Raw genomic sequence first — 16,475 nt, 5'->3', positions numbered from 1 at the left:
TGTCGATCGTGGATGTCAGATGCGCCGCATGAGTAGCCATGCAGGCCAGTCAGTACTTCTTGACGCCTACATGGTCAACGATGAAGCGACGGTTGTCGGGGTCCAGGGCGAAGTGAATACGTCCGCAGTCACTATGCGCAACCCCGTCTCGCACCTTCACATGGGGCAGGGTGTCATGCTGTTTACCCCCGTAGGAGGCCCACCGCATCTTCGGATCCTTCTTAATGGTCAGATCGCTCGTTGCCACTTTTAGCCCGTGCTGGGTGGAGAACCATTCATCAAGGCGCGGCATAGACGGCTGCGGTTGCTCATAGAGGTCTGCTGCCGCCTTGGCAAGCAAGACCAACTGCTCAGTCATTTCTTCATGGAAGCGGTACTGATCTGACTTCCAGCTCCGCTCGGCATTGGGGGTGAACACGACCCGACCCTCCGACGCGGCCTCCAGCGCTCGGTATGTGGGAGCCGATACCCCCTTCTGCAAGTCAGGGATAGTCGCCCAGGGGTCCACCGGCGCTGAAGAGGCACCGCTGGAGACGCGTTCCTGCTCATAGAGCTTGCGCCACCGTGTCGCTTCCTCTTCGAATTTGGTCGCGTCAGCAGCCTTGGACACGTGCTCATCCGCTCGGGCTGCCTCCGATATGGCCAGCCCTTCCCACTCGCTGACGCTTTCTTCCAGCTCACGTACGCGCTGCTCCAGTGCCGCCCGCTCCGCAGCGGCGTCACCAAGACGACGTGCCTCCTCGACTTGGGCTGCCGCCCGTCGTGCAGCAGTCGCGCGCGCCGACTGCCGCGCCGCGTCCCATCCCCGGTCGGAGCCACGCGCAAGCACAGACAGCTCCGCCAGGGTCCGCATCCAGTGCTCGACCATTCCCTCGACGGCGATCTCAGACCGGGAATAGCGCGGATGAGACAGCCGGAGATCGGGCCAGACTAGAAGTACCCCGCCATCGGGGACCTGCAGTTCAGGCAGTTCCCGCGAAAGAGCCCGACTAGTTGCGTAATTGAGGGTGACAACCTGAGCCAGGCCGGCAAGCTGCGACGAAGCCCGTCTGGCGAGCTGCCACGCTGACTCGTCCCGCGGCTGAATAAGCAGAGCAGGCAGCCGGGTGGGAGCCACCAGCGACTCAGCAAGCACCGAAACCTGCTCGCTCCGGCGGATCGGCTCGAACCGACCGGTCACCACCTGGCTCAGAGTGCGCAAGCTAAGGGCTTCGTCCCCACATACCCTGCCCAACACATTCGGCCGGTACAACGACGGGTCTTGGATCGGAGCTAGCCAACCACTTGGGATCTCCTGTCCCATCATGACCCGCAGCGACACCTGATCGGAGACCTTGGCCAGCGTCACCTGCGTGACGAACCGTGCACCACTGTCGATCGGATGCGACAAACGTACCCGCAGCGCCTGAGCAACGTCGCCTGCTTCAACCCACCAGCGCACCTGCCTCTGCTCACGACCGGGCGGCTTGGCAGCCAGCAACGCCTCTCCGGCCACGACCAGGTCCGCTGCCGTGGGCCCGCCGCTAGGAGGGCTGTTCAGCCACGACGCAAGATGCTCACGCAGTTGCCCAAGCACATCAAAGGAAGCTCCACGCGTCGACGACACGTCAAAATCGACCGCATACAGAGGCTGCATCCACACTCCCGTGCACAGTGCGCACTGATCACAACACCTTTGGCGCAACCGTAGTGTGTGGCCGACCGCAACTGAACAGATCGATACCCATCAGCATGACCTGGCCTAAGGAGATGTGTAGTTCAGCGTCCCTCCGCGCGCCCCAGCGACATCAATAAGGTCATGTGGGGGTGTGGCCTGGCCACTCGCCCTAGAGCTGGTGGCCTAGCCATGCCGTCGATTGATAGGGATCTCGTAGACGATCTCGCACAGGGCGGCAGGAACGACGATGTCAGCCGTCTCCACAGGCCGCCCCTCGTCGCTGTAGTAGGTCCGCCGGATCCGGGTGACGAGGGCGCCCTTCTGGATTCCCAGGAGCGACGCCTCCTCGGCGGTCGCCTGTAGCGGCTCGGGCTGCTCTACAGCGTGGCTGACCGTAACGCCGATCTCCGCCATACGGTTCACCACGCCGGCCCCGGCATGCGGCCCGCCCTCTGGCAGGACGACGAGTGTGCCGCCGGTGAGGTCATAGGGTTCCCAGCTCGTAGACAGCTGCACCGGTCGGCCGTCGGCGAGGAACTCGTACTTGGTCCGGACGCACAGCTCGCCCTCACCGATCCCGAGCCGCGCAGCGATCTCCGCCGGCGCGGGCACTTTCGCATCGGTCCGGCTCTCCCAGCCGCCGTTCCGCCCGACGGCCTTCATGTCCGCTTGGAACGGCGACCCGTCAGGCTGCTCGCGCGCCGCGGACCGCACCATCCGCACCCGCTGCCGGGGCTCGGCGACATAGGTCCCGGACCCGGCCCGCCCCTCCAGCACACCCTGGGAGATCAACAACTCCTGGGCCCGGCGAACGACGTTCTCGCCCACCCCGCACTCCTGGCCGATCTGGGCCCGCGAGGGCAGCCGGTCTCCAGGACTCCACTCGTGCTCCGCGATCCGCCGCCGCAGTTCGTCGGCGATACGGAGGTATGGCGGCTGCTCAGGCATATGGAAAATCTAGTCCACTAGCTCTAATCTAGTTAACTAGCTTCACTTAAAGTGATCACCGGTAACGGAGGCTGCCCTGTGCCTGCTCCCGAAGTAAGCGCGGAGGCCCTCGCCGCCCGGTTGTCCGCCCTCGGACTCACCACACGCGTACTGGCCCACACCAGACACACGTCGATCGAAGCGGAGGTACCGGAAACCCTTCCGGCAGAGACATGGCGGGAGGTCCTGGAAGTCCTGGCACAGGCAGACCGCTTCGGCCTCCTCGCCACCAGCCTGGGCGGCCGAACCCTCTGGGCCGCAGTGAACAAGCGGTCCCCGCGACACGCGACGTCCGGGGACCAGGCCATCAGCGATAGGAGCTGATCAGCATGCACAACCGTATCCGCCGCGCACTCCACCCGACCAGACCGCGGCACGCCCGAACCGCCCACCCGCACAGACCCTTACGCCGCTCCACCTCACCGGGACGGACCATCACCCACGGCGAGAGCACGCCCCGCGTCAGCCGGTACGCCCCCACCACCGAGCGCCCCCACCGCACGCCGGCGGAGGCAGCCTGATGCCTCACACGAAGCCCACCCCGTACCGCTCGTCCCGGTGCCAGATCGGCACCCACCACGAGTGCGCCCACTCCTCCCCGGCAACGGCCCCGGTCGACATCCCGGTGATCTACGAGGCATGCGCCTGCCCCTGCCACACGCCAGCGACTACCTCGCCCCACCCGGAGGCAACGGCATGAAGCCCTGGACCCCGACCGGCGCCGTGGTCGCCCCCATCGAGATCACCTCGATCAACGTCCAGCGAGGCGACGTCATCCAGATCGGCGGCCAACCTTGCCGAGTAGCCGACCTCCGCCAACTCCCCCTCGGCGCCAAACGCCTCCTCTTCGAAACGGGTGAGCAACTGACCATGCACCCCCGCACCCGCCTGGTTGCCCTCCGAGTCCAGAAACGGTGGTGACCCCGACCGTGCCGACCCTCCGCGACACCATCGCCGAAGACCTCCGCATCCAGATCACCACCGGCGGCCTCAAGCCCGGAGACCGCCTCCCCTCGGAACCCAAGCTGGCCACCCACTACAAGGTCAGCACCCCGACCATCCGCCAAGCCCTCGCCCTCCTCCAGGCCGAAGGGCTCATCGAGAAGACCCACGGCAAGGGCAACTTCGTCCGCGCTCCGCTCCGCCGCATCACCTACACGGGCGGCACCGGCGTACCGTTCGCCCCCGACCTCCAGACCACCATCCGCACCACCAACATCCGGGCCCACGGCCACATCAGAACCCTCTTTAAGGTCCCGTCCAGCACCCCTCTGACGGAGTTCCACTGCACAACCTACGAGGGCGAGACCCCCCGAAGCGTGGCCCGCATCTACATCCCCCGCGACCTCGTACCGACCGCACAACTCGCCTCATCCTCTTGGCCTGGCAGCCGAAACGCGGGCCGCACGGAAACCCGGGAGACGGTGGCCGTCCGCCTCCCCACCCCGGAAGAGGCAGCTGCCCTCCGGATCAGCCCCACGCGGACAGTCCTCACCATCACGCGCATCGCTCTCAACTCCACTGGCCGCGTGATCGAAGCCGCGCTCCTGACCCTCCCCAGCGATTCCGCAGACGCGGTCTTCACCACACACCCAACACTCAAGGATGGCGAGACGGACAGATGACCCCCCGTGACGAACTACGGCTACTCCCCTGGTCCGGCCCCGACAGCAAACCGTGCTTCCTGAGCACCGACGACAGCAACAGCTACCTCTCCCGCCTGGCCGACACCGTTGAAGAGATCCAACTCAGCTCGGCCGAGGATCTTGTGACTCACGCGCTGGAAGCCTTCAGCGGTAAGAGGACGACTTCGGAGGACCTTCGAGACTTGTCTACAGACCTGGTCGGAGCTTTGCAGTGCGCTCTTCGCATCGCCGCAAGCCGTGGCCAGCGCATGGCGGTGACCAGCCATCTCAAGCGCAACGAAGACGGCGTGGTGCCGCAACCTCCGCCTCCACCCTCTAGCTAACATCGGTGCGCGACATCGACAGAGGGCCACGCAACCTGGCAGGCGCCCTCTGCCGCCGCCCGTCCGAACTTGTGATCTGGTAGAAGGCAACGTGCGGACGCAGATCGTGAGCTTCGGAACCAACGCCGTAGCACTCGAGCCCTACCAGCACGTGTGATGACCAGGTGTTCGCTGGCCGGCAGCCTCCGTCGATCACGGAAGCATCTGCGCTCCTGGAACTGACGGCCTAGCTGTCACCTCGGAAGGATCATGGAAAGCTTGGTAGAGGGGGACTGAAGCGTGGTATACGTCTGTTGCCGATGATTTTGAGCAAGCAAGATCGAGCATCAAGCATGCGGCGAAGGCGGACCGAGGGGGGGAAATGAAAGTATCTCAGAACGCTCTATTGCCGAAGTTTGATAGGAAATCTGACTATTTCGACTATTTCTCAGGCAACAGCTCAACCGTCCAGCAACTCGAAGATAAGAAACTGACTGCCGGACTCCAGAAAAGCTACATCCTGGAAACCGTCGATGGCGGTAATCCAGATTCACAGTTGCCAATTGAGGACTTGTTCTCGAGGAGTGGATTGAAGGCGACGCCTCTCCCTCTAGACAGGACCGCGTTTGACGTTTCAACCGAGAGTGGCGAACGTGTTGCCCTAGTTGAGCAGGTCGACTCTAGATACATGACGCTCTACACTTTGCTGCCCTCGAATCAGTCAGACAAGCTGGTTCGCTCGGCCGTTTCGGTGAATCCATTCCTTGATCACCTTTGGCTGTCTTCTCAAAGCTTCATGGCTTTGTGGTCGAATGTGCTTGCCGGGAATAGCGGTCGCCGTTACGGAAAAATTACCTTTGAGCATGAATCGATCTATGAAGTTTCAGAGGAGGATGCTGGCGAGCATCTTCCCGACGAACGTCGCACATCGCGCTTCACGATGGTCGACAAGCTGGATGTCATGGCGCAGAAGATGGATCCGCTCCAGCAGGAGTACGCCCCTTTGGCCTCCATTACACAGATGCGTCTACCCGCGCAGGGGCGTGGGGGACACGATCTCTACTACGACGGTAAAGTGACCAATAGGAGTGGTTCTTTTATTGATCATCGAACCGCACTCCATGACGTGGTGGGTATGTACAGATCGTTGACGCGAAGTGTCGAGCGTCAACTCTGGACTTCTGCAGTTTCACCTAGCTCGCTCGGCGTGCGCGGGGTGGGATCCGTTGCTGAAATCGTATTCAGTAAGCCTCTCGCGGAAGACCTGTTTCGTCGCTGGGTTATGAGTATGTTCAATAACAGGCGCAACCGATTCAGGCTCACCGGGTATGCCAAATGGTTGAATGCAACTAAGGTGCACGCGAACGCTATTGATCAACACCTCTGGCAGCCACTAGTGATGGAATTCACACCTTCTCGCGTGGTGGCCATCTTGCCGCACGGGACATGCGGGAATTCGGTAAATCGACTGATCTCCAATATTCAGCGATTCATCGACCCTAAGGTGACGGCTTACATCGGCGACAAGGAGTATGGCGCCCTGATTCCAGCGGCTGCCGTCTAGCGTCAATTCCGCACTAGGGGGGGGAATTGCTAACTAGGGATCCTGTATTTCAGGTAAATTCCTGTTTGTGGCTTGTATCGGAACGGGCGGAGGGGGTGAGTCCGACTCGACCTTATTTCGAAGCAGGCTATCGTTTGAGGGCTATGGGGTCTCGACTTCCCTTTTCCGCCTCTGTAAAGCCAAAATTGATTTCCGTTGGGTGGGGCCCTGCCCCGCCTGAGCCGGACCTTGTGGTCCATCATCACGAATCCGGGGATCATCTGGTTTTGGAGTGTAAGGCTTCGGGGTTCGGGTCCGAGTCCAGCACAGCCGGGCAGGCTCGAAAGTTGCTCGTAGCAAGTTCAGATGCCGAGTCTGCCCTAGGTGTTGCAGGTGATGCTTTCGTCGTCTATACGCTCCCGGTAGAGGACGCCGAGTTGCAGATGCAGTGTCTTGAAGAGCTGCGGATCGAAGTGGAAGAGGCAGGTTTTGAGTCGGCCGCTTACGGGACGCTCGGGCTCGAAATAGACGCTGACGGCCTCTGGGCCAATCTCCGCCTCAGCCATCCTTCTGAAAAGCCGCACATAGCAAAGGTACTGGACCGCGTCCTTATCTCGCCTGCTATAGATGGGGATTCTCGCCCCCTCTACTTGATCCCGTATGACCCTACGACAGCGGACAATCAGGATCCCTCCGAGAGAAGCTACTGCTTCGGTCAACTGCTGGAGCGCGTGTACCTGGCGGCTGTGCGTGCACTTGGCATAGCGCACGTTCCGGATTCAGTAGTACTGCTGGGTGATGATTTGTTGCGAGAGGCCACATTTGGACTATCGACCAAATGGCAGGCGAAAGAGCTCAACTCCTTGAAGATAAATCTTCTTCGCGGCATGGCCACCGTCCTGGGAAAAAGAGAACTGAAGGGGAAAGTCCAGTTTCACACCTCAAGGCTGGAAGTCCTTTTGGGTAGTGAAAATGATAGGCAGGTTGCAATAAACCTACTCCTCAAGGCGAATTCAGAGCAATTGGCCTTGGACGGTTCGACGGGTCAGCTCGACGTAGAGGATGGAGCTGACGAGTCCTCATCGTTTTAGTGAGGTGTAGAGCGCGGTCCCGTTACTGACGGCAGTAAGGCCGGCGGAGCGGCTTTGGGCTGGAGCTGCTTTGGGGCGAGTGATCATGGCCCCCTAAGCTTGCGGCGCGTCGGGCAGGTTGTGGACCTGCCCGGTAAAGCACGACGTGGGGGTCATGATCTTAGAGGCTCGCCCCAAAGTGGCTGCCTAAAGCCGTGGAGCCGGCCGCCCCAGCCACGGAGGGGTTCACCCCCATCAACCCGAGCTGTCAGGCGTGCGGCCGGCGGTCGGGCTGGAGCGGGGCGGAGACAGGAGCGCAGGCCCGGGCGACGGGCCGCGCGCGCCGCGCCGTGCGCGGCGGGTGCCTTGATGAAGTAGGGAAACTCTTACCGCGCTGGCCTCAGAAGGCGATCGGCCTGTAGGCCATGGCTCGGTCGACGACCTTCTCCGGGGTCGGGTTGGGGTCGGAGCTCCAGAAGACGTAGTCGCTGATGTGGGGGCAGGCCAGGCCCTGTTGCAGCGTGGTCAGGATCTCGGAGGACTGGTCCTGGGGTGTCTCCGGGTTTATCAGGCGTTCGACCAGGAAGATCGCTTCTTCGTGGGGCATCCGCCGCGGTGGCTGCGTGCTCACGGCTGGGTGGTCAGGTGGCGGCCGTCGTGGCTGCGGACGTGGGGGCCCTTGTCGTCCAGGGCGTCGAGGAGGCGGATCGCGTAGACCTCGGTCATGCGGGCGATGATCTCTTCCGGGGTGAGCCATTCGACCGCGGTCGACTCGGCGGAGGTCCGTTCCTCGCCACCGGCGGGCTTGCAGCGGAAGACCAGGGCGACGACGCCTCGGGTGGTGTTCTTGTAGACGCCGGTCAGCTCCTCCACCTCTACCCGGATGCCCGTCTCCTCCCAGACCTCGCGGGTCACGCCGGCTTCGGGGGACTCCGTGAGTTCGAGGACGCCGCCCGGGAGTTCCCAGGTGCCGTTGTCGGCTCGGCGGATCGCCAGGAGGCGGCCGTCTTCGCGTACGACTGCGCCCGCGACGGACACGGAGTGCAGTGGCGTTGACGTCGTCTTCTGGGCGCTGTTACTCATGTACAGGAGCATAGGAGAGTGAAGAGGACTATGGGTACGACTGCAGGGGGTGGCAGGGCGGTACCCCGGTACGTCCAGATCGCCGAAGAGATCGTGGAGCAGATCCGGGCCGGCGTTCTCAAGCCTGGCGACCTGGTGCCGAGCGAGTCCGAGCTTGTCGAGCGGTACGGCGTCGCCGGCGGGACCATTCGGAAGGCCATGGTCGAGGTGCGGGCCAGTGGGCTCGTGGAGACGCGGCACGGGAAGGGGTCGATCGTGAAGGACCGGCCGCCTGTGCGACTGCGGTCTTCGGATCGGTTCCGGGCGTCCCATCGGCGGGGCGGGAAGGCTGCCTACCTGGCTGAGTCGGCCCAGTCCGGGGCCACGGCCAAGGTGAGCGTGCTGTTCATCGGGCCCATGGAGGCTTCCGAGGAGGTCGCCGCGCGGCTGGGGGTCGAGCCCGGGGCTCAGGTGCTGGCCCGGCGGCGGCTGTACTTCCGGAATGGGACGCCCGTCGAGACCGCTTCGTCGTACCTGCCGTGGGATGTCGTGAAAGACATCCCCGAGCTGTTCTCCGAGAACCCGGGCCCCGGCGGGATCTACGCCCGGCTAGAGGACGACGGGCACGTCTTCGAAGAGTTCGTGGAGACGCTCCAGGCCCGGCCGGCGTCGAAGGCCGAAGCGTCCGAGCTGGCGTTGAGCCCTGGTGCTCCCGTCGTTCACCTGCTGCGGAACGCCGTCACCAAGACCGGTCGGGTGGTCGAGGTCTGCGACACCCTCATGGCCGCTGACCAGTTCGTCTTCGAGTACCGGATCCCCGCCGCCGACTGACGCGCGGTCAACTCCTCCCAGCCCGCTTGGACTTCTTCGTCCGGGCGGGTTGACTCATGTATAGGAGTGGTGCACTCTTCTTCATGTCACTCATATACATGAGTGGAGGAGTTCAGGACTTCTAGAGGAGTGATCTTCGTGCGTCAGATTCCCGTCGACACCTCCGCCGCCGCCGTGATGGTGGCCCAGCCCCCGCAGCCCAAGGTGAAGGACCGCCGTACCGGCGAGCGCGCCATGGACGCCGAGACCGGGGCCGCGCTGTCGACCGTGGACGTCATGTTCGCGGCCAACGGCGAGGTGGAGATCCTGAGCGTGACCGTCCCGGAGACCGGTGTCTCCGCCGATCTGGCCATGGGGACCCCCGTAGCGATCACGGGGCTCGTCGCCCGGCCGTGGGAGAGCGAATTCAACGGTCAGCGGCGGCACGGCATCGCCTTCCGGGCCGTGGCCGTCACCTCGCTCGCCGCCGGCGCCTCGATGCCGAAGGCCGCCTGATCATGCGGTGGTTGATCGCCGCCGTGGTGCTGGTCGCCGTCCTCGCGGGTCTCCTGCGGTGGCGGCGGCCCGCCTGGTACTGGCTCTCCTTCGGCGTCACGTTCGCGACGTGCCGGGTCCTCGGCCGGTACCGGGCGGTCATGGACGCCTGCGGGCTCACCGTTCCGCCGCCCCGCTGGCGTCTCGCCATCGCCCGGATGGCGAACCGTCCCGTCCCCGAACCGCGGGCGCCGCGCATCCTGCGGCTCCGGCCCACCCGTACCGGGCTCGTCTTACGGCTGGGGCTCCGGCCCGGACAGGACGCCTTCGACGTGGCGGCCTCGTGCGACCGGCTCCGGCACTCGTTCGGGATGTTCGGGGTCACCTCGCGGGAGATCCGCTCCGGTGTGGTCGAGCTTCGGATGACCGGGTACGACGTGCTCCGGCGGGTTCAGATGCCGGCGCGGGCCGAGCGCTCGACCATGCGGGTGCCGGTCGCCCTCCGTGAGGACGGGGACGTCCACTACCGCGACTACCAGACCACCCCGCACGCCCTCACCATCGGCGCCACCAAGTCGGGGAAGTCGGTCTACCAGCGGAACCTGGTGGCCGAACTCGCCGCCCAGGAAGTCGCCTTGGTGGGGATCGACTGCAAGCAGGGGGTGGAGCTGTTCCCTCTGGCCCGGCGGTTCTCCGCGCTGGCCGACAACCCCGACACCGCCGCCGACCTGCTCGATGCCCTCATCGCGCACATGGAGGACGTCTACCAACTCATCCGCGCCGAACAGCGCATCACCGCCGACACCCCGGACGCCGACATCGCCGCCGACATCTGGGACCTGCCCGACCACCTCCGCCCCGTTCCCATCGTCCTCCTCGTGGACGAGGTCGCCGAACTCGCGCTCTTCGCCACGAAAGACGAGGAGAAGCGGCGCGACCGGATCATCACCGCCCTCGCCCGGCTCGCCCAGCTCGGCCGCGCCGCCGGCATCTACCTGGAGATCTGCGGGCAGCGCTTCGGATCCGAACTCGGCAAGGGCATCACCATGCTCCGCGCCCAGCTCAGCGTCCGTACCGCCCACCGCGTCAACGACGAGACCAGCGCCAACATGGCCTTCGGCGACATCGCGCCGGACGCCGTCCTCGCCACCGTCCAGATTCCCGTCTCCGCTCCCGGTCTCGCCATCACCGGCGACGCGTCGGGCGGCTGGTCCCGCATCCGGACGCCCCACACCTCGCTCCGCGCCGCCGTGGACGCCTGCAACAGGCACGCCCACCTGACCCCGGACCTGCCCGCGCTCGACGCGTTTCGGCCGGTCCTCGCCTCGCCCGCCGTGCCCGTGGCCATTCCGGCCCCGGTGGCCCCGGCCACTCCCTGAGGCTCCCCGCTCCCTTGGCCGGAGCGGCCCCTTCGCGCCACGTCCCTACCCCCGCCATGCCCGAAACGCCCACCAAGGAGGTGCCGTCATGACCAGCAAGCTCCGCGTCGACGCCGTGCTGGTCCAAGCCCTGATCGCAGGCGCGCTGTCCTTCGCCCACCTGCACGACCTCGCCGCCGCTGCCGGGCAGACCGGATGGAAGGCATGGGCCTACCCCGTCTCCGTCGACCTCCTCCTGGTCGCCTCCTGGCGACGACTCCGCGCGGACGGCTCGTCCCGGCTCGCCTGGTGCTGGTTCCTGGTCTCGCTCTTCGCCTCGCTCGGCGCCAACGTCGCCACCGCCGGCTTCCTCGACCTCGCCGACCCGCCCGCCTGGCTGCGCTTCGGCGTCGCCGGATGGCCTGCGGTCGCCTTTCTCGGGGGAACGCTGCTCGCCCACTCCTCGCCTGCCCCTGCCCCAGCCGTCGAGCCGGAGCCTACGGAGCCGGAGTACGTACCCGAGCCGGAGGACAACGGGGACGCCGAGCCCGTGACTGAGCCGGATACCGAGCCGCTAGGCGCGCCCGCCCTTCCGGCCGCTGAGCCCGACCCCGCTCCCGCCGTCCCGGCCGCGCTCGTCGAGCACGCCCGGAAGGTCGCCGCCGACCACCACGCCCGTACCGGCGCCCCCATCGACACCGACACCCTCCGCGCCCGCCTCGGCGTCCCCCGCCCCATGGCCAGCGCCATCGCCGCCCAACTCGCCTGAACCGGAAGGAGAACGGCATGTCCGCCCGCGACCACTTCCACTCCCTGATGCGCATCGGCCCCGTGCAGATCGGCACCCACCGCGACCGCCACGGACGCACCAAGTACGCGGCCGTCTGCACCGCCGACCGCTGCGGCTGGTCCGCCGACTACTCCAGCTCCTCGGCCGCCCAGCTCGCCGCCCGCACCCACCGCTGCCGCCCCACCGACTGAACGGAGACCGTCCGTGGACGTCCCGCTCTGGTTCACCCTCCTCGTCGTCGGCGCCCTCGGCATCAAGCTGATCCGCCCGCCCTGGTGGCTCGTCGCCGTGCTCCTCCTCGGCGGCTTCCTTCTCGCCGACAGCCTCCTGGCCCCCGTCATCGACGCCGCCGTCTCCGAGTGACCCGACCCGTACGGATCCGCACCGCCCGGAAAGGAGAACCACCCATGCTCCGCCCCAAGATCCCCACCATGCCGACCCCGGTCGGCGTCACCGCGCCGCCCGCCGTCGTCCAGCCGACCGCCGTGGAGCCCGCCCCGCAGACCATGGCCCCGGCCGCGGCCCCGGTCGTCCCGACTGCCCGGCCCACCGTCCAGATCACGCCCGGCAGCGTCCTCGCCGTCGTCGGCGCCGGCACCGCCGTGGTCCTGGTCGTCGGCACGGTCCTGGTCTCGATGCTGCTCGCGACCGCCGTCACTGCGGCCTCGGTCGCCGTCTGCGCGGTCGTCGTCCGCTCGCTGCTCACGTCCCCGAACAAGCGCCGCCGCTGACCGGCCCCCGGGCGGCCTCGATACCGCCAAGCATCCGCCGCCCGGGAGCCGTACCCCTCGCCGATCTCTCGACCGGAAGGAAAACCCATCATGGCCCAGCCCATCGCCGCGACCGCGGCGGGCCTGGACCCGGCCACCCTGCATGATGTCCTCCGGGTGGCCGCGAACCCCGACTTCGACCGCTGGAAGGACCAGGTGCACCGCACCGGCGGTTGCTCCGACCCCGTCCACCTCACCGGCTGGTCCCTCGCCAAGGACCGGACCTCCGGTGAGACCCTCCGCCGGTACTCGACGGAGAACGAGCCCGGCGGCCGCCTCCGCGTCGCCTGCGGCAACCGCCGGGCCTCCCGCTGCCCCTCCTGCGCCCACACGTACGCGGGGGACACGTACCACCTGATCCGCGCCGGCCTCGCCGGTGACGAGACCAAGGACATCCCCGCGACCGTCCGCGACCACCCCCGCGTGTTCGCGACGCTCACCGCCCCGTCCTTCGGCCCCGTCCACAACCGCCCCGACCGGGGCGCCTGCCGCTGCGGCGTCCGGCACCGGGAAGACGACCATGCCCTGGGCACGGCCCTCGACCCCGACTCGTACGACTACGCCGGCGCCGTCCTCTTCAACAACCACGCCGGACAGCTCTGGCAGCGCTTCACCAACCGCCTCCGCCGCGAACTGGCCGCCCGCGCTGGGCTCACGCAGCGCGCGATGAAGGACGTCCTGCGGGTCTCGTACGGAAAGGTCGCCGAGTTCCAGAAGCGCGGCGCCATCCACTTCCACGCCGTCATCAGGCTCGACGGACCGGACGGACCCGGCAGTGCGCCGCCCTCCTGGGCCACCGTGCCCCTGCTGGACGACGCGATCCGGGCCGCCGCCGTGCACCCGTACACCACCGTCACCGTCCCGGCCGCCGGAGACCAGCCGCGCCAGCGGTTCCAGTGGGGACGACAGCTCGACATCCGCCCGGTCAAGGCGTTCGGGGACGGCTCCGACATCACCGAACAGGCCGTGGCCGCGTACGTCGCCAAGTACGCCACCAAGGCCGCCGAGACCACCGGCAGCCTCGACCACCGGATCGGCAACCGGGAGGTGCTCGACCTCCTCGATGTCCCCGACCACCCCCGCCGCCTCATCGAAGCCTGCCTGGACCTGGCCCCGCTCTACCCGGACCGCAAGCTCACTGCCTGGGCCCACATGCTCGGATTCCGCGGCCACTTCTCCACCAAGTCCCGCCACTACTCGACCACCCTCGGCGCCCTCCGCCAGATCCGCGCCGACTATCGCGCCGCCCAGGAGCACGTCGACACCGCCCCGGACACCGTGCTCGTCCTCGCCTCCTGGCAGTACGCGGGCCACGGCCACACCCCCGGCGAGGCCGCCCTCGCCGCCACCATCGCCCGGGACATCCACCTCAATCGCGAAACTGCCCGCGCCGCCCTACGCGACCAACTCGCCTTGGAAGGAGCAACCGCATGACCGACCGACTGCTGACCGTGGGCCAGGCCGCCGAACTCCTCGGCACCACCGAAAGGTTCCCGCGCCGACTCATCGCCGAGCGCCGGATCGTCTTCGTCAAGGTGGGGCGGCATGTCCGCATTCCTGAGCGGGCCTTGGAGGAATTCGTCGCCGCCCACACCGTTCAGCCGATCACCACTCGTCCCCGATTCGCGGCGGTGGCCTGATGGCGAACAGCAAAGGCAAGCGCCGCCGCTTCGGTGCCGTGCGCAAGCTTCCGTCAGGACGGTTCCAGGCCCGCTACCAGGGGCCGGACGGGCTGACGCGATCGGCTCCCGAGACGTTCGCCTCGCAGACCGATGCCGATCGGTGGCTCGTCCGCAAGGAAGCGGAGATCATCGACGGCAAGTGGAAGAACCCGGACGACAGGGTTCTCTTCGGGGTCTACGCCGACGCCTGGTTCAAGGAGCGCGACTACGCGGCGACCACCCGTGAACGCAACGGCAGCGCGCTGCGGCTCCACATCCTGCCGACCTTCGCGAACGTGGTCCTGAGCGAGATCACGACACCTCAGATCCGTCGCTGGCGTGCCAGCCTCCTGGAGTCGGGCGTCGGTGAGCCTACGGTGGCCAAGGCGTACCAGATCCTCCGCGCCATCATGAACACCGCGGTCGACGACGAGCTGATCCAGCGCAACCCCTGCCGCATCAAGGGCGCCGGAGCAGCCAAGACGGCCGAGCGGCCGTTCCTCGATGTCGCCGAGGTCTTCCAGCTCGCCGACGCCGTGCCGGCGCGCTTCCGGGTGCTCATCCTGCTGGCGGCCTTCACCGGGCTGCGCTTCGGGGAACTCGCCGCGCTCCAGCGCCATGACGTCGACCTCGACCGGCGGACCGTCGCCGTACGGCGGTCTCTGGCCGAGACCCGTACCGACGGCATCCTGGTCAAGACGCCCAAGAGCGCGGCCGGTGTACGCACCGTCGCCTTCCCGGCCTCGCTGGCGGAGAGTCTGGCCACTCACCTCGCCGTCTACGCCGAGCCTGGTCGGACCGGGCTGGTCTTCACCGGAGCCCGCGGCGGGCAATTGCGCCGGAACAACTTCCGCCGGCTGTGGCTGCGGGCTCTGAAAAACACCGGCCTCCGCGACGTCCACTTCCACGATCTGCGCCACACCGGGAACACCCTCGCCGCTACCGGGGGCGCCACGACGCGGGAGCTGATGCAGCGGATGGGGCACTCGTCGGTGCGGGCCGCGCTGATCTATCAGCACCTGGTGAACGGACGCGACCACGCCATCGCCGCGCACGTCGACGAGCAGATCAAGAAGGTCCGGCCGGACGGGCCCGGCGACGCATCTGGCACGTAACTGGCACGACGCTCCTCCCCCGCCTTCCCGGCCCGGGGAACGGACAAGGCCCAGGTTCCCGGTTCGGTACCGGTGACCTGGGCCTTAGCCGTGCTACCTGCTGGTGGGCGCGGACGGTTTCGAACCGCCGACATCTGCTTTGTAAGAGCAGCGCTCTACCCCTGAGCTACGCACCCGTGGGAGAGCAACAGCCTACACGGAGGGGAAGGGCGGATCGCAAACCTGTGGTGGGGGGGGTTAGCCCTACCTCGGGGTGGGTGGGTGGCCCGGTCGTGGGGAGGGGTGGGGGGTTTCTACGGTGGTGGGGTCGGAGTTCGGTGTGGAGGAGGGGCCGTGGGTGTGTGGGGACGTCGGGGCGGGGTCGTCGCGGGGGTGCTGGTCGCGGGGGTCGCGGTGGCGGGGTGCGGGAGCGTGGATGTGGCGGGGGCGCCGGTGGAGCGGGAGGTGTTCGCGTTCCAGGGGCGGGAGCTCGTGGTGGACTCCGTCGGGTCCGATCTGGTGGTCGGTGCCGGGGACGTCGAGGACGTGCGGGTCGAGCGGCAGGTCGGCGGGTGGGGGGTCGGCGGGAGCGGGCCCGAGGCCCGGTGGGAGCTGGTCGACGGGCGGTTGCGGATCCGGGTGGAGTGCGACGGGATCGCCTCGGGGTGCGGGGCGGTGCACCGGGTGCTGGTGCCGCGGGACGTCGCCGTGTCCGTCACCGGGGAGGACGGGGACGTGGCCGTCGAGGGGTTCGCGACGGCGGTGAAGGTGCGGTCCGACAACGGGGACGTGCGGGTGTCGAAGGTGTCCGGGGCGCTGGACATCGGGAGTGACAACGGGGACGTGCGGGCCGAGGACGGGCTCGGGTCCGGCGAGGTCGTCGTGCGGTCCGACAACGGGGACGTGCGGCTCTCCTTCGGGGTCGTGCCGCGGCGGGTCGACGTCGCCGGGGACAACGGCGACCTGACCGTCACGCTGCCCCGGGCCGAGTACGAGGTGAGCGGGAGCAGCGGGAACGGCGACCGGAACATCGACGTGCCGGTGCGGGAGGGGAGCGGGCGGAAGGTGAGCCTGCGGAGCGACAACGGCGATGTCACCGTGCGCACCGCGAACTGATCGGCCCGTGTGTTCGTCCTAGGTGGTGGGAGAATGGTCGTTCGGACGGCCGGGCACTTCGGACAGCACGGGAGAGGGACGTGGCGGCGAGCGACGCGAGGGGCGGGGCGGCGT

The 16,475-nt window shown here is 67.1% G+C and carries 20 protein-coding genes, 1 tRNA gene and 1 pseudogene; 17 read left to right on the top strand and 5 right to left on the bottom strand.

Features of this window, described 5'->3' with window-relative positions; translation table 11 throughout:
* Positions 1-49: 49 nt before the first annotated feature.
* Together ACFW6A_RS13755 and ACFW6A_RS13750 are read right to left on the bottom strand one after the other, a co-directional pair.
* Complete coding sequence (locus ACFW6A_RS13755) at positions 50-1,636, bottom strand: hypothetical protein (RefSeq protein WP_386640580.1); 1,587 nt, start codon at positions 1,634-1,636, stop codon at positions 50-52.
* A gap of 204 nt (positions 1,637-1,840) precedes the next feature.
* Complete coding sequence (locus ACFW6A_RS13750) at positions 1,841-2,605, bottom strand: GntR family transcriptional regulator (protein WP_362185337.1); 765 nt, start codon at positions 2,603-2,605, stop codon at positions 1,841-1,843.
* A 78-nt stretch (positions 2,606-2,683) separates the two neighbouring features.
* Between ACFW6A_RS13750 and ACFW6A_RS13745 the strand changes: the two are divergent.
* From ACFW6A_RS13745 to ACFW6A_RS13720, 6 genes and pseudogenes are all read left to right on the top strand, one after another.
* Positions 2,684-2,961 (top strand): annotated as a pseudogene (locus ACFW6A_RS13745) (hypothetical protein).
* A gap of 322 nt (positions 2,962-3,283) precedes the next feature.
* Complete coding sequence (locus ACFW6A_RS13740; protein WP_376303260.1) at positions 3,284-3,565, top strand: hypothetical protein; 282 nt, start codon at positions 3,284-3,286, stop codon at positions 3,563-3,565.
* Positions 3,562-4,269: a GntR family transcriptional regulator gene (locus ACFW6A_RS13735; RefSeq protein ID WP_376303263.1), complete on the top strand. Its 708-nt coding sequence runs from the start codon at positions 3,562-3,564 to the stop codon at positions 4,267-4,269. The genes ACFW6A_RS13740 and ACFW6A_RS13735 overlap by 4 nt, the downstream gene beginning before the upstream one ends.
* Positions 4,266-4,613, top strand: a complete 348-nt coding sequence (locus ACFW6A_RS13730; protein ID WP_386640575.1) for a hypothetical protein — start codon at positions 4,266-4,268, stop codon at positions 4,611-4,613. The genes ACFW6A_RS13735 and ACFW6A_RS13730 overlap by 4 nt, the downstream gene beginning before the upstream one ends.
* Before the next feature lie 361 nt (positions 4,614-4,974).
* Positions 4,975-6,156 carry a hypothetical protein gene (locus ACFW6A_RS13725; protein WP_386640572.1) on the top strand — a complete coding sequence of 394 codons (1,182 nt, stop codon included), beginning with the start codon at positions 4,975-4,977 and terminating at the stop codon, positions 6,154-6,156.
* A gap of 326 nt (positions 6,157-6,482) precedes the next feature.
* Positions 6,483-7,226 carry a hypothetical protein gene (locus ACFW6A_RS13720; protein WP_386640569.1) on the top strand — a complete coding sequence of 248 codons (744 nt, stop codon included), beginning with the start codon at positions 6,483-6,485 and terminating at the stop codon, positions 7,224-7,226.
* A gap of 379 nt (positions 7,227-7,605) precedes the next feature.
* On the opposite strand, the gene ACFW6A_RS13715 is transcribed toward ACFW6A_RS13720, so the two are convergent.
* Positions 7,606-7,836 (bottom strand): e9imm peptide, encoded by a 231-nt coding sequence (locus ACFW6A_RS13715; RefSeq protein WP_386640566.1) that lies wholly within the window; start codon positions 7,834-7,836, stop codon positions 7,606-7,608.
* Positions 7,833-8,300, bottom strand: a complete 468-nt coding sequence (locus ACFW6A_RS13710) for an NUDIX hydrolase (protein WP_386640563.1) — start codon at positions 8,298-8,300, stop codon at positions 7,833-7,835. The genes ACFW6A_RS13715 and ACFW6A_RS13710 overlap by 4 nt, the downstream gene beginning before the upstream one ends.
* A gap of 18 nt (positions 8,301-8,318) precedes the next feature.
* Between ACFW6A_RS13710 and ACFW6A_RS13705 the strand changes: the two genes are divergently transcribed.
* The 10 genes from ACFW6A_RS13705 to ACFW6A_RS13660 all read left to right on the top strand — a co-directional run bounded on the left by ACFW6A_RS13705 (position 8,319) and on the right by ACFW6A_RS13660 (position 15,266).
* Positions 8,319-9,098 carry a GntR family transcriptional regulator gene (locus tag ACFW6A_RS13705; protein WP_386640668.1) on the top strand — a complete coding sequence of 260 codons (780 nt, stop codon included), beginning with the start codon at positions 8,319-8,321 and terminating at the stop codon, positions 9,096-9,098.
* Between the two features lie 138 nt (positions 9,099-9,236).
* Positions 9,237-9,593, top strand: coding sequence for a hypothetical protein (locus tag ACFW6A_RS13700; RefSeq protein ID WP_190223537.1), 357 nt, complete (start codon positions 9,237-9,239; stop codon positions 9,591-9,593).
* Positions 9,594-9,595: 2 nt separating this feature from the next.
* Positions 9,596-10,951, top strand: a complete 1,356-nt coding sequence (locus tag ACFW6A_RS13695) for an FtsK/SpoIIIE domain-containing protein (protein ID WP_386640559.1) — start codon at positions 9,596-9,598, stop codon at positions 10,949-10,951.
* 88 nt (positions 10,952-11,039) lie between these two features.
* A complete protein-coding gene (locus tag ACFW6A_RS13690) occupies positions 11,040-11,699 on the top strand; it encodes a DUF2637 domain-containing protein (RefSeq protein WP_386640556.1) in 660 nt (219 codons plus the stop codon).
* Between the two features lie 17 nt (positions 11,700-11,716).
* Positions 11,717-11,911, top strand: a complete 195-nt coding sequence (locus ACFW6A_RS13685) for a mobile element transfer protein (RefSeq protein ID WP_043231506.1) — start codon at positions 11,717-11,719, stop codon at positions 11,909-11,911.
* A gap of 13 nt (positions 11,912-11,924) precedes the next feature.
* Positions 11,925-12,083: a hypothetical protein gene (locus ACFW6A_RS13680; protein ID WP_107063396.1), complete on the top strand. Its 159-nt coding sequence runs from the start codon at positions 11,925-11,927 to the stop codon at positions 12,081-12,083.
* Between the two features lie 44 nt (positions 12,084-12,127).
* Positions 12,128-12,451, top strand: coding sequence for a SpdD-like protein (locus tag ACFW6A_RS13675; protein WP_386640551.1), 324 nt, complete (start codon positions 12,128-12,130; stop codon positions 12,449-12,451).
* 90 nt (positions 12,452-12,541) lie between these two features.
* Positions 12,542-13,924 (top strand): replication initiator protein RepSA, encoded by a 1,383-nt coding sequence (gene repSA / locus ACFW6A_RS13670; protein WP_386640548.1) that lies wholly within the window; start codon positions 12,542-12,544, stop codon positions 13,922-13,924.
* Positions 13,921-14,130 carry an excisionase family DNA-binding protein gene (locus tag ACFW6A_RS13665; protein WP_386640545.1) on the top strand — a complete coding sequence of 70 codons (210 nt, stop codon included), beginning with the start codon at positions 13,921-13,923 and terminating at the stop codon, positions 14,128-14,130. The genes repSA and ACFW6A_RS13665 overlap by 4 nt, the downstream gene beginning before the upstream one ends.
* A complete protein-coding gene (locus ACFW6A_RS13660) occupies positions 14,130-15,266 on the top strand; it encodes a tyrosine-type recombinase/integrase (protein WP_386640542.1) in 1,137 nt (378 codons plus the stop codon). Before ACFW6A_RS13665 ends, ACFW6A_RS13660 begins: the two co-directional genes overlap by 1 nt.
* Positions 15,267-15,367: 101 nt before the next feature.
* Here ACFW6A_RS13660 and ACFW6A_RS13655 read toward each other — a convergent pair.
* Positions 15,368-15,442: transfer RNA gene (locus ACFW6A_RS13655), tRNA-Val, on the bottom strand.
* A 157-nt stretch (positions 15,443-15,599) separates the two neighbouring features.
* On the opposite strand from ACFW6A_RS13655, the gene ACFW6A_RS13650 reads away from it, so the two are divergent.
* Positions 15,600-16,361: a DUF4097 family beta strand repeat-containing protein gene (locus ACFW6A_RS13650; protein WP_386640539.1), complete on the top strand. Its 762-nt coding sequence runs from the start codon at positions 15,600-15,602 to the stop codon at positions 16,359-16,361.
* Positions 16,362-16,475: the final 114 nt, after the last annotated feature.

Origin of the sequence: Streptomyces sp. NPDC058758 (genome assembly GCF_042746075.1) — a bacterium.
Lineage (GTDB): Bacteria > Actinomycetota > Actinomycetes > Streptomycetales > Streptomycetaceae > Streptomyces.
The sequence above is the reverse complement of the archived record's forward strand: the minus strand, read 5'-3'. Positions and strand labels throughout refer to the sequence as shown.

What these genes read in the sequence shown, in the direction of transcription:
- ACFW6A_RS13660 (WP_386640542.1), top strand. Translation starts at nt 14,130, where the DNA reads ATGGCGAACAGCAAAGGCAAGCGCCGCCGCTTCGGTGCCGTGCGCAAG.
- ACFW6A_RS13740 (WP_376303260.1), top strand. Translation starts at nt 3,284, where the DNA reads ATGCGCCTGCCCCTGCCACACGCCAGCGACTACCTCGCCCCACCCGGA.
- ACFW6A_RS13665 (WP_386640545.1), top strand. Translation starts at nt 13,921, where the DNA reads ATGACCGACCGACTGCTGACCGTGGGCCAGGCCGCCGAACTCCTCGGC.
- ACFW6A_RS13730 (WP_386640575.1), top strand. Translation starts at nt 4,266, where the DNA reads ATGACCCCCCGTGACGAACTACGGCTACTCCCCTGGTCCGGCCCCGAC.
- repSA (WP_386640548.1), top strand. Translation starts at nt 12,542, where the DNA reads ATGGCCCAGCCCATCGCCGCGACCGCGGCGGGCCTGGACCCGGCCACC.
- ACFW6A_RS13685 (WP_043231506.1), top strand. Translation starts at nt 11,717, where the DNA reads ATGTCCGCCCGCGACCACTTCCACTCCCTGATGCGCATCGGCCCCGTG.
- ACFW6A_RS13750 (WP_362185337.1), bottom strand. Translation starts at nt 2,605, where the DNA reads ATGCCTGAGCAGCCGCCATACCTCCGTATCGCCGACGAACTGCGGCGG.
- ACFW6A_RS13710 (WP_386640563.1), bottom strand. Translation starts at nt 8,300, where the DNA reads ATGCTCCTGTACATGAGTAACAGCGCCCAGAAGACGACGTCAACGCCA.
- ACFW6A_RS13690 (WP_386640556.1), top strand. Translation starts at nt 11,040, where the DNA reads ATGACCAGCAAGCTCCGCGTCGACGCCGTGCTGGTCCAAGCCCTGATC.
- ACFW6A_RS13695 (WP_386640559.1), top strand. Translation starts at nt 9,596, where the DNA reads ATGCGGTGGTTGATCGCCGCCGTGGTGCTGGTCGCCGTCCTCGCGGGT.
- ACFW6A_RS13755 (WP_386640580.1), bottom strand. Translation starts at nt 1,636, where the DNA reads ATGCAGCCTCTGTATGCGGTCGATTTTGACGTGTCGTCGACGCGTGGA.
- ACFW6A_RS13675 (WP_386640551.1), top strand. Translation starts at nt 12,128, where the DNA reads ATGCTCCGCCCCAAGATCCCCACCATGCCGACCCCGGTCGGCGTCACC.
- ACFW6A_RS13705 (WP_386640668.1), top strand. Translation starts at nt 8,319, where the DNA reads ATGGGTACGACTGCAGGGGGTGGCAGGGCGGTACCCCGGTACGTCCAG.
- ACFW6A_RS13725 (WP_386640572.1), top strand. Translation starts at nt 4,975, where the DNA reads ATGAAAGTATCTCAGAACGCTCTATTGCCGAAGTTTGATAGGAAATCT.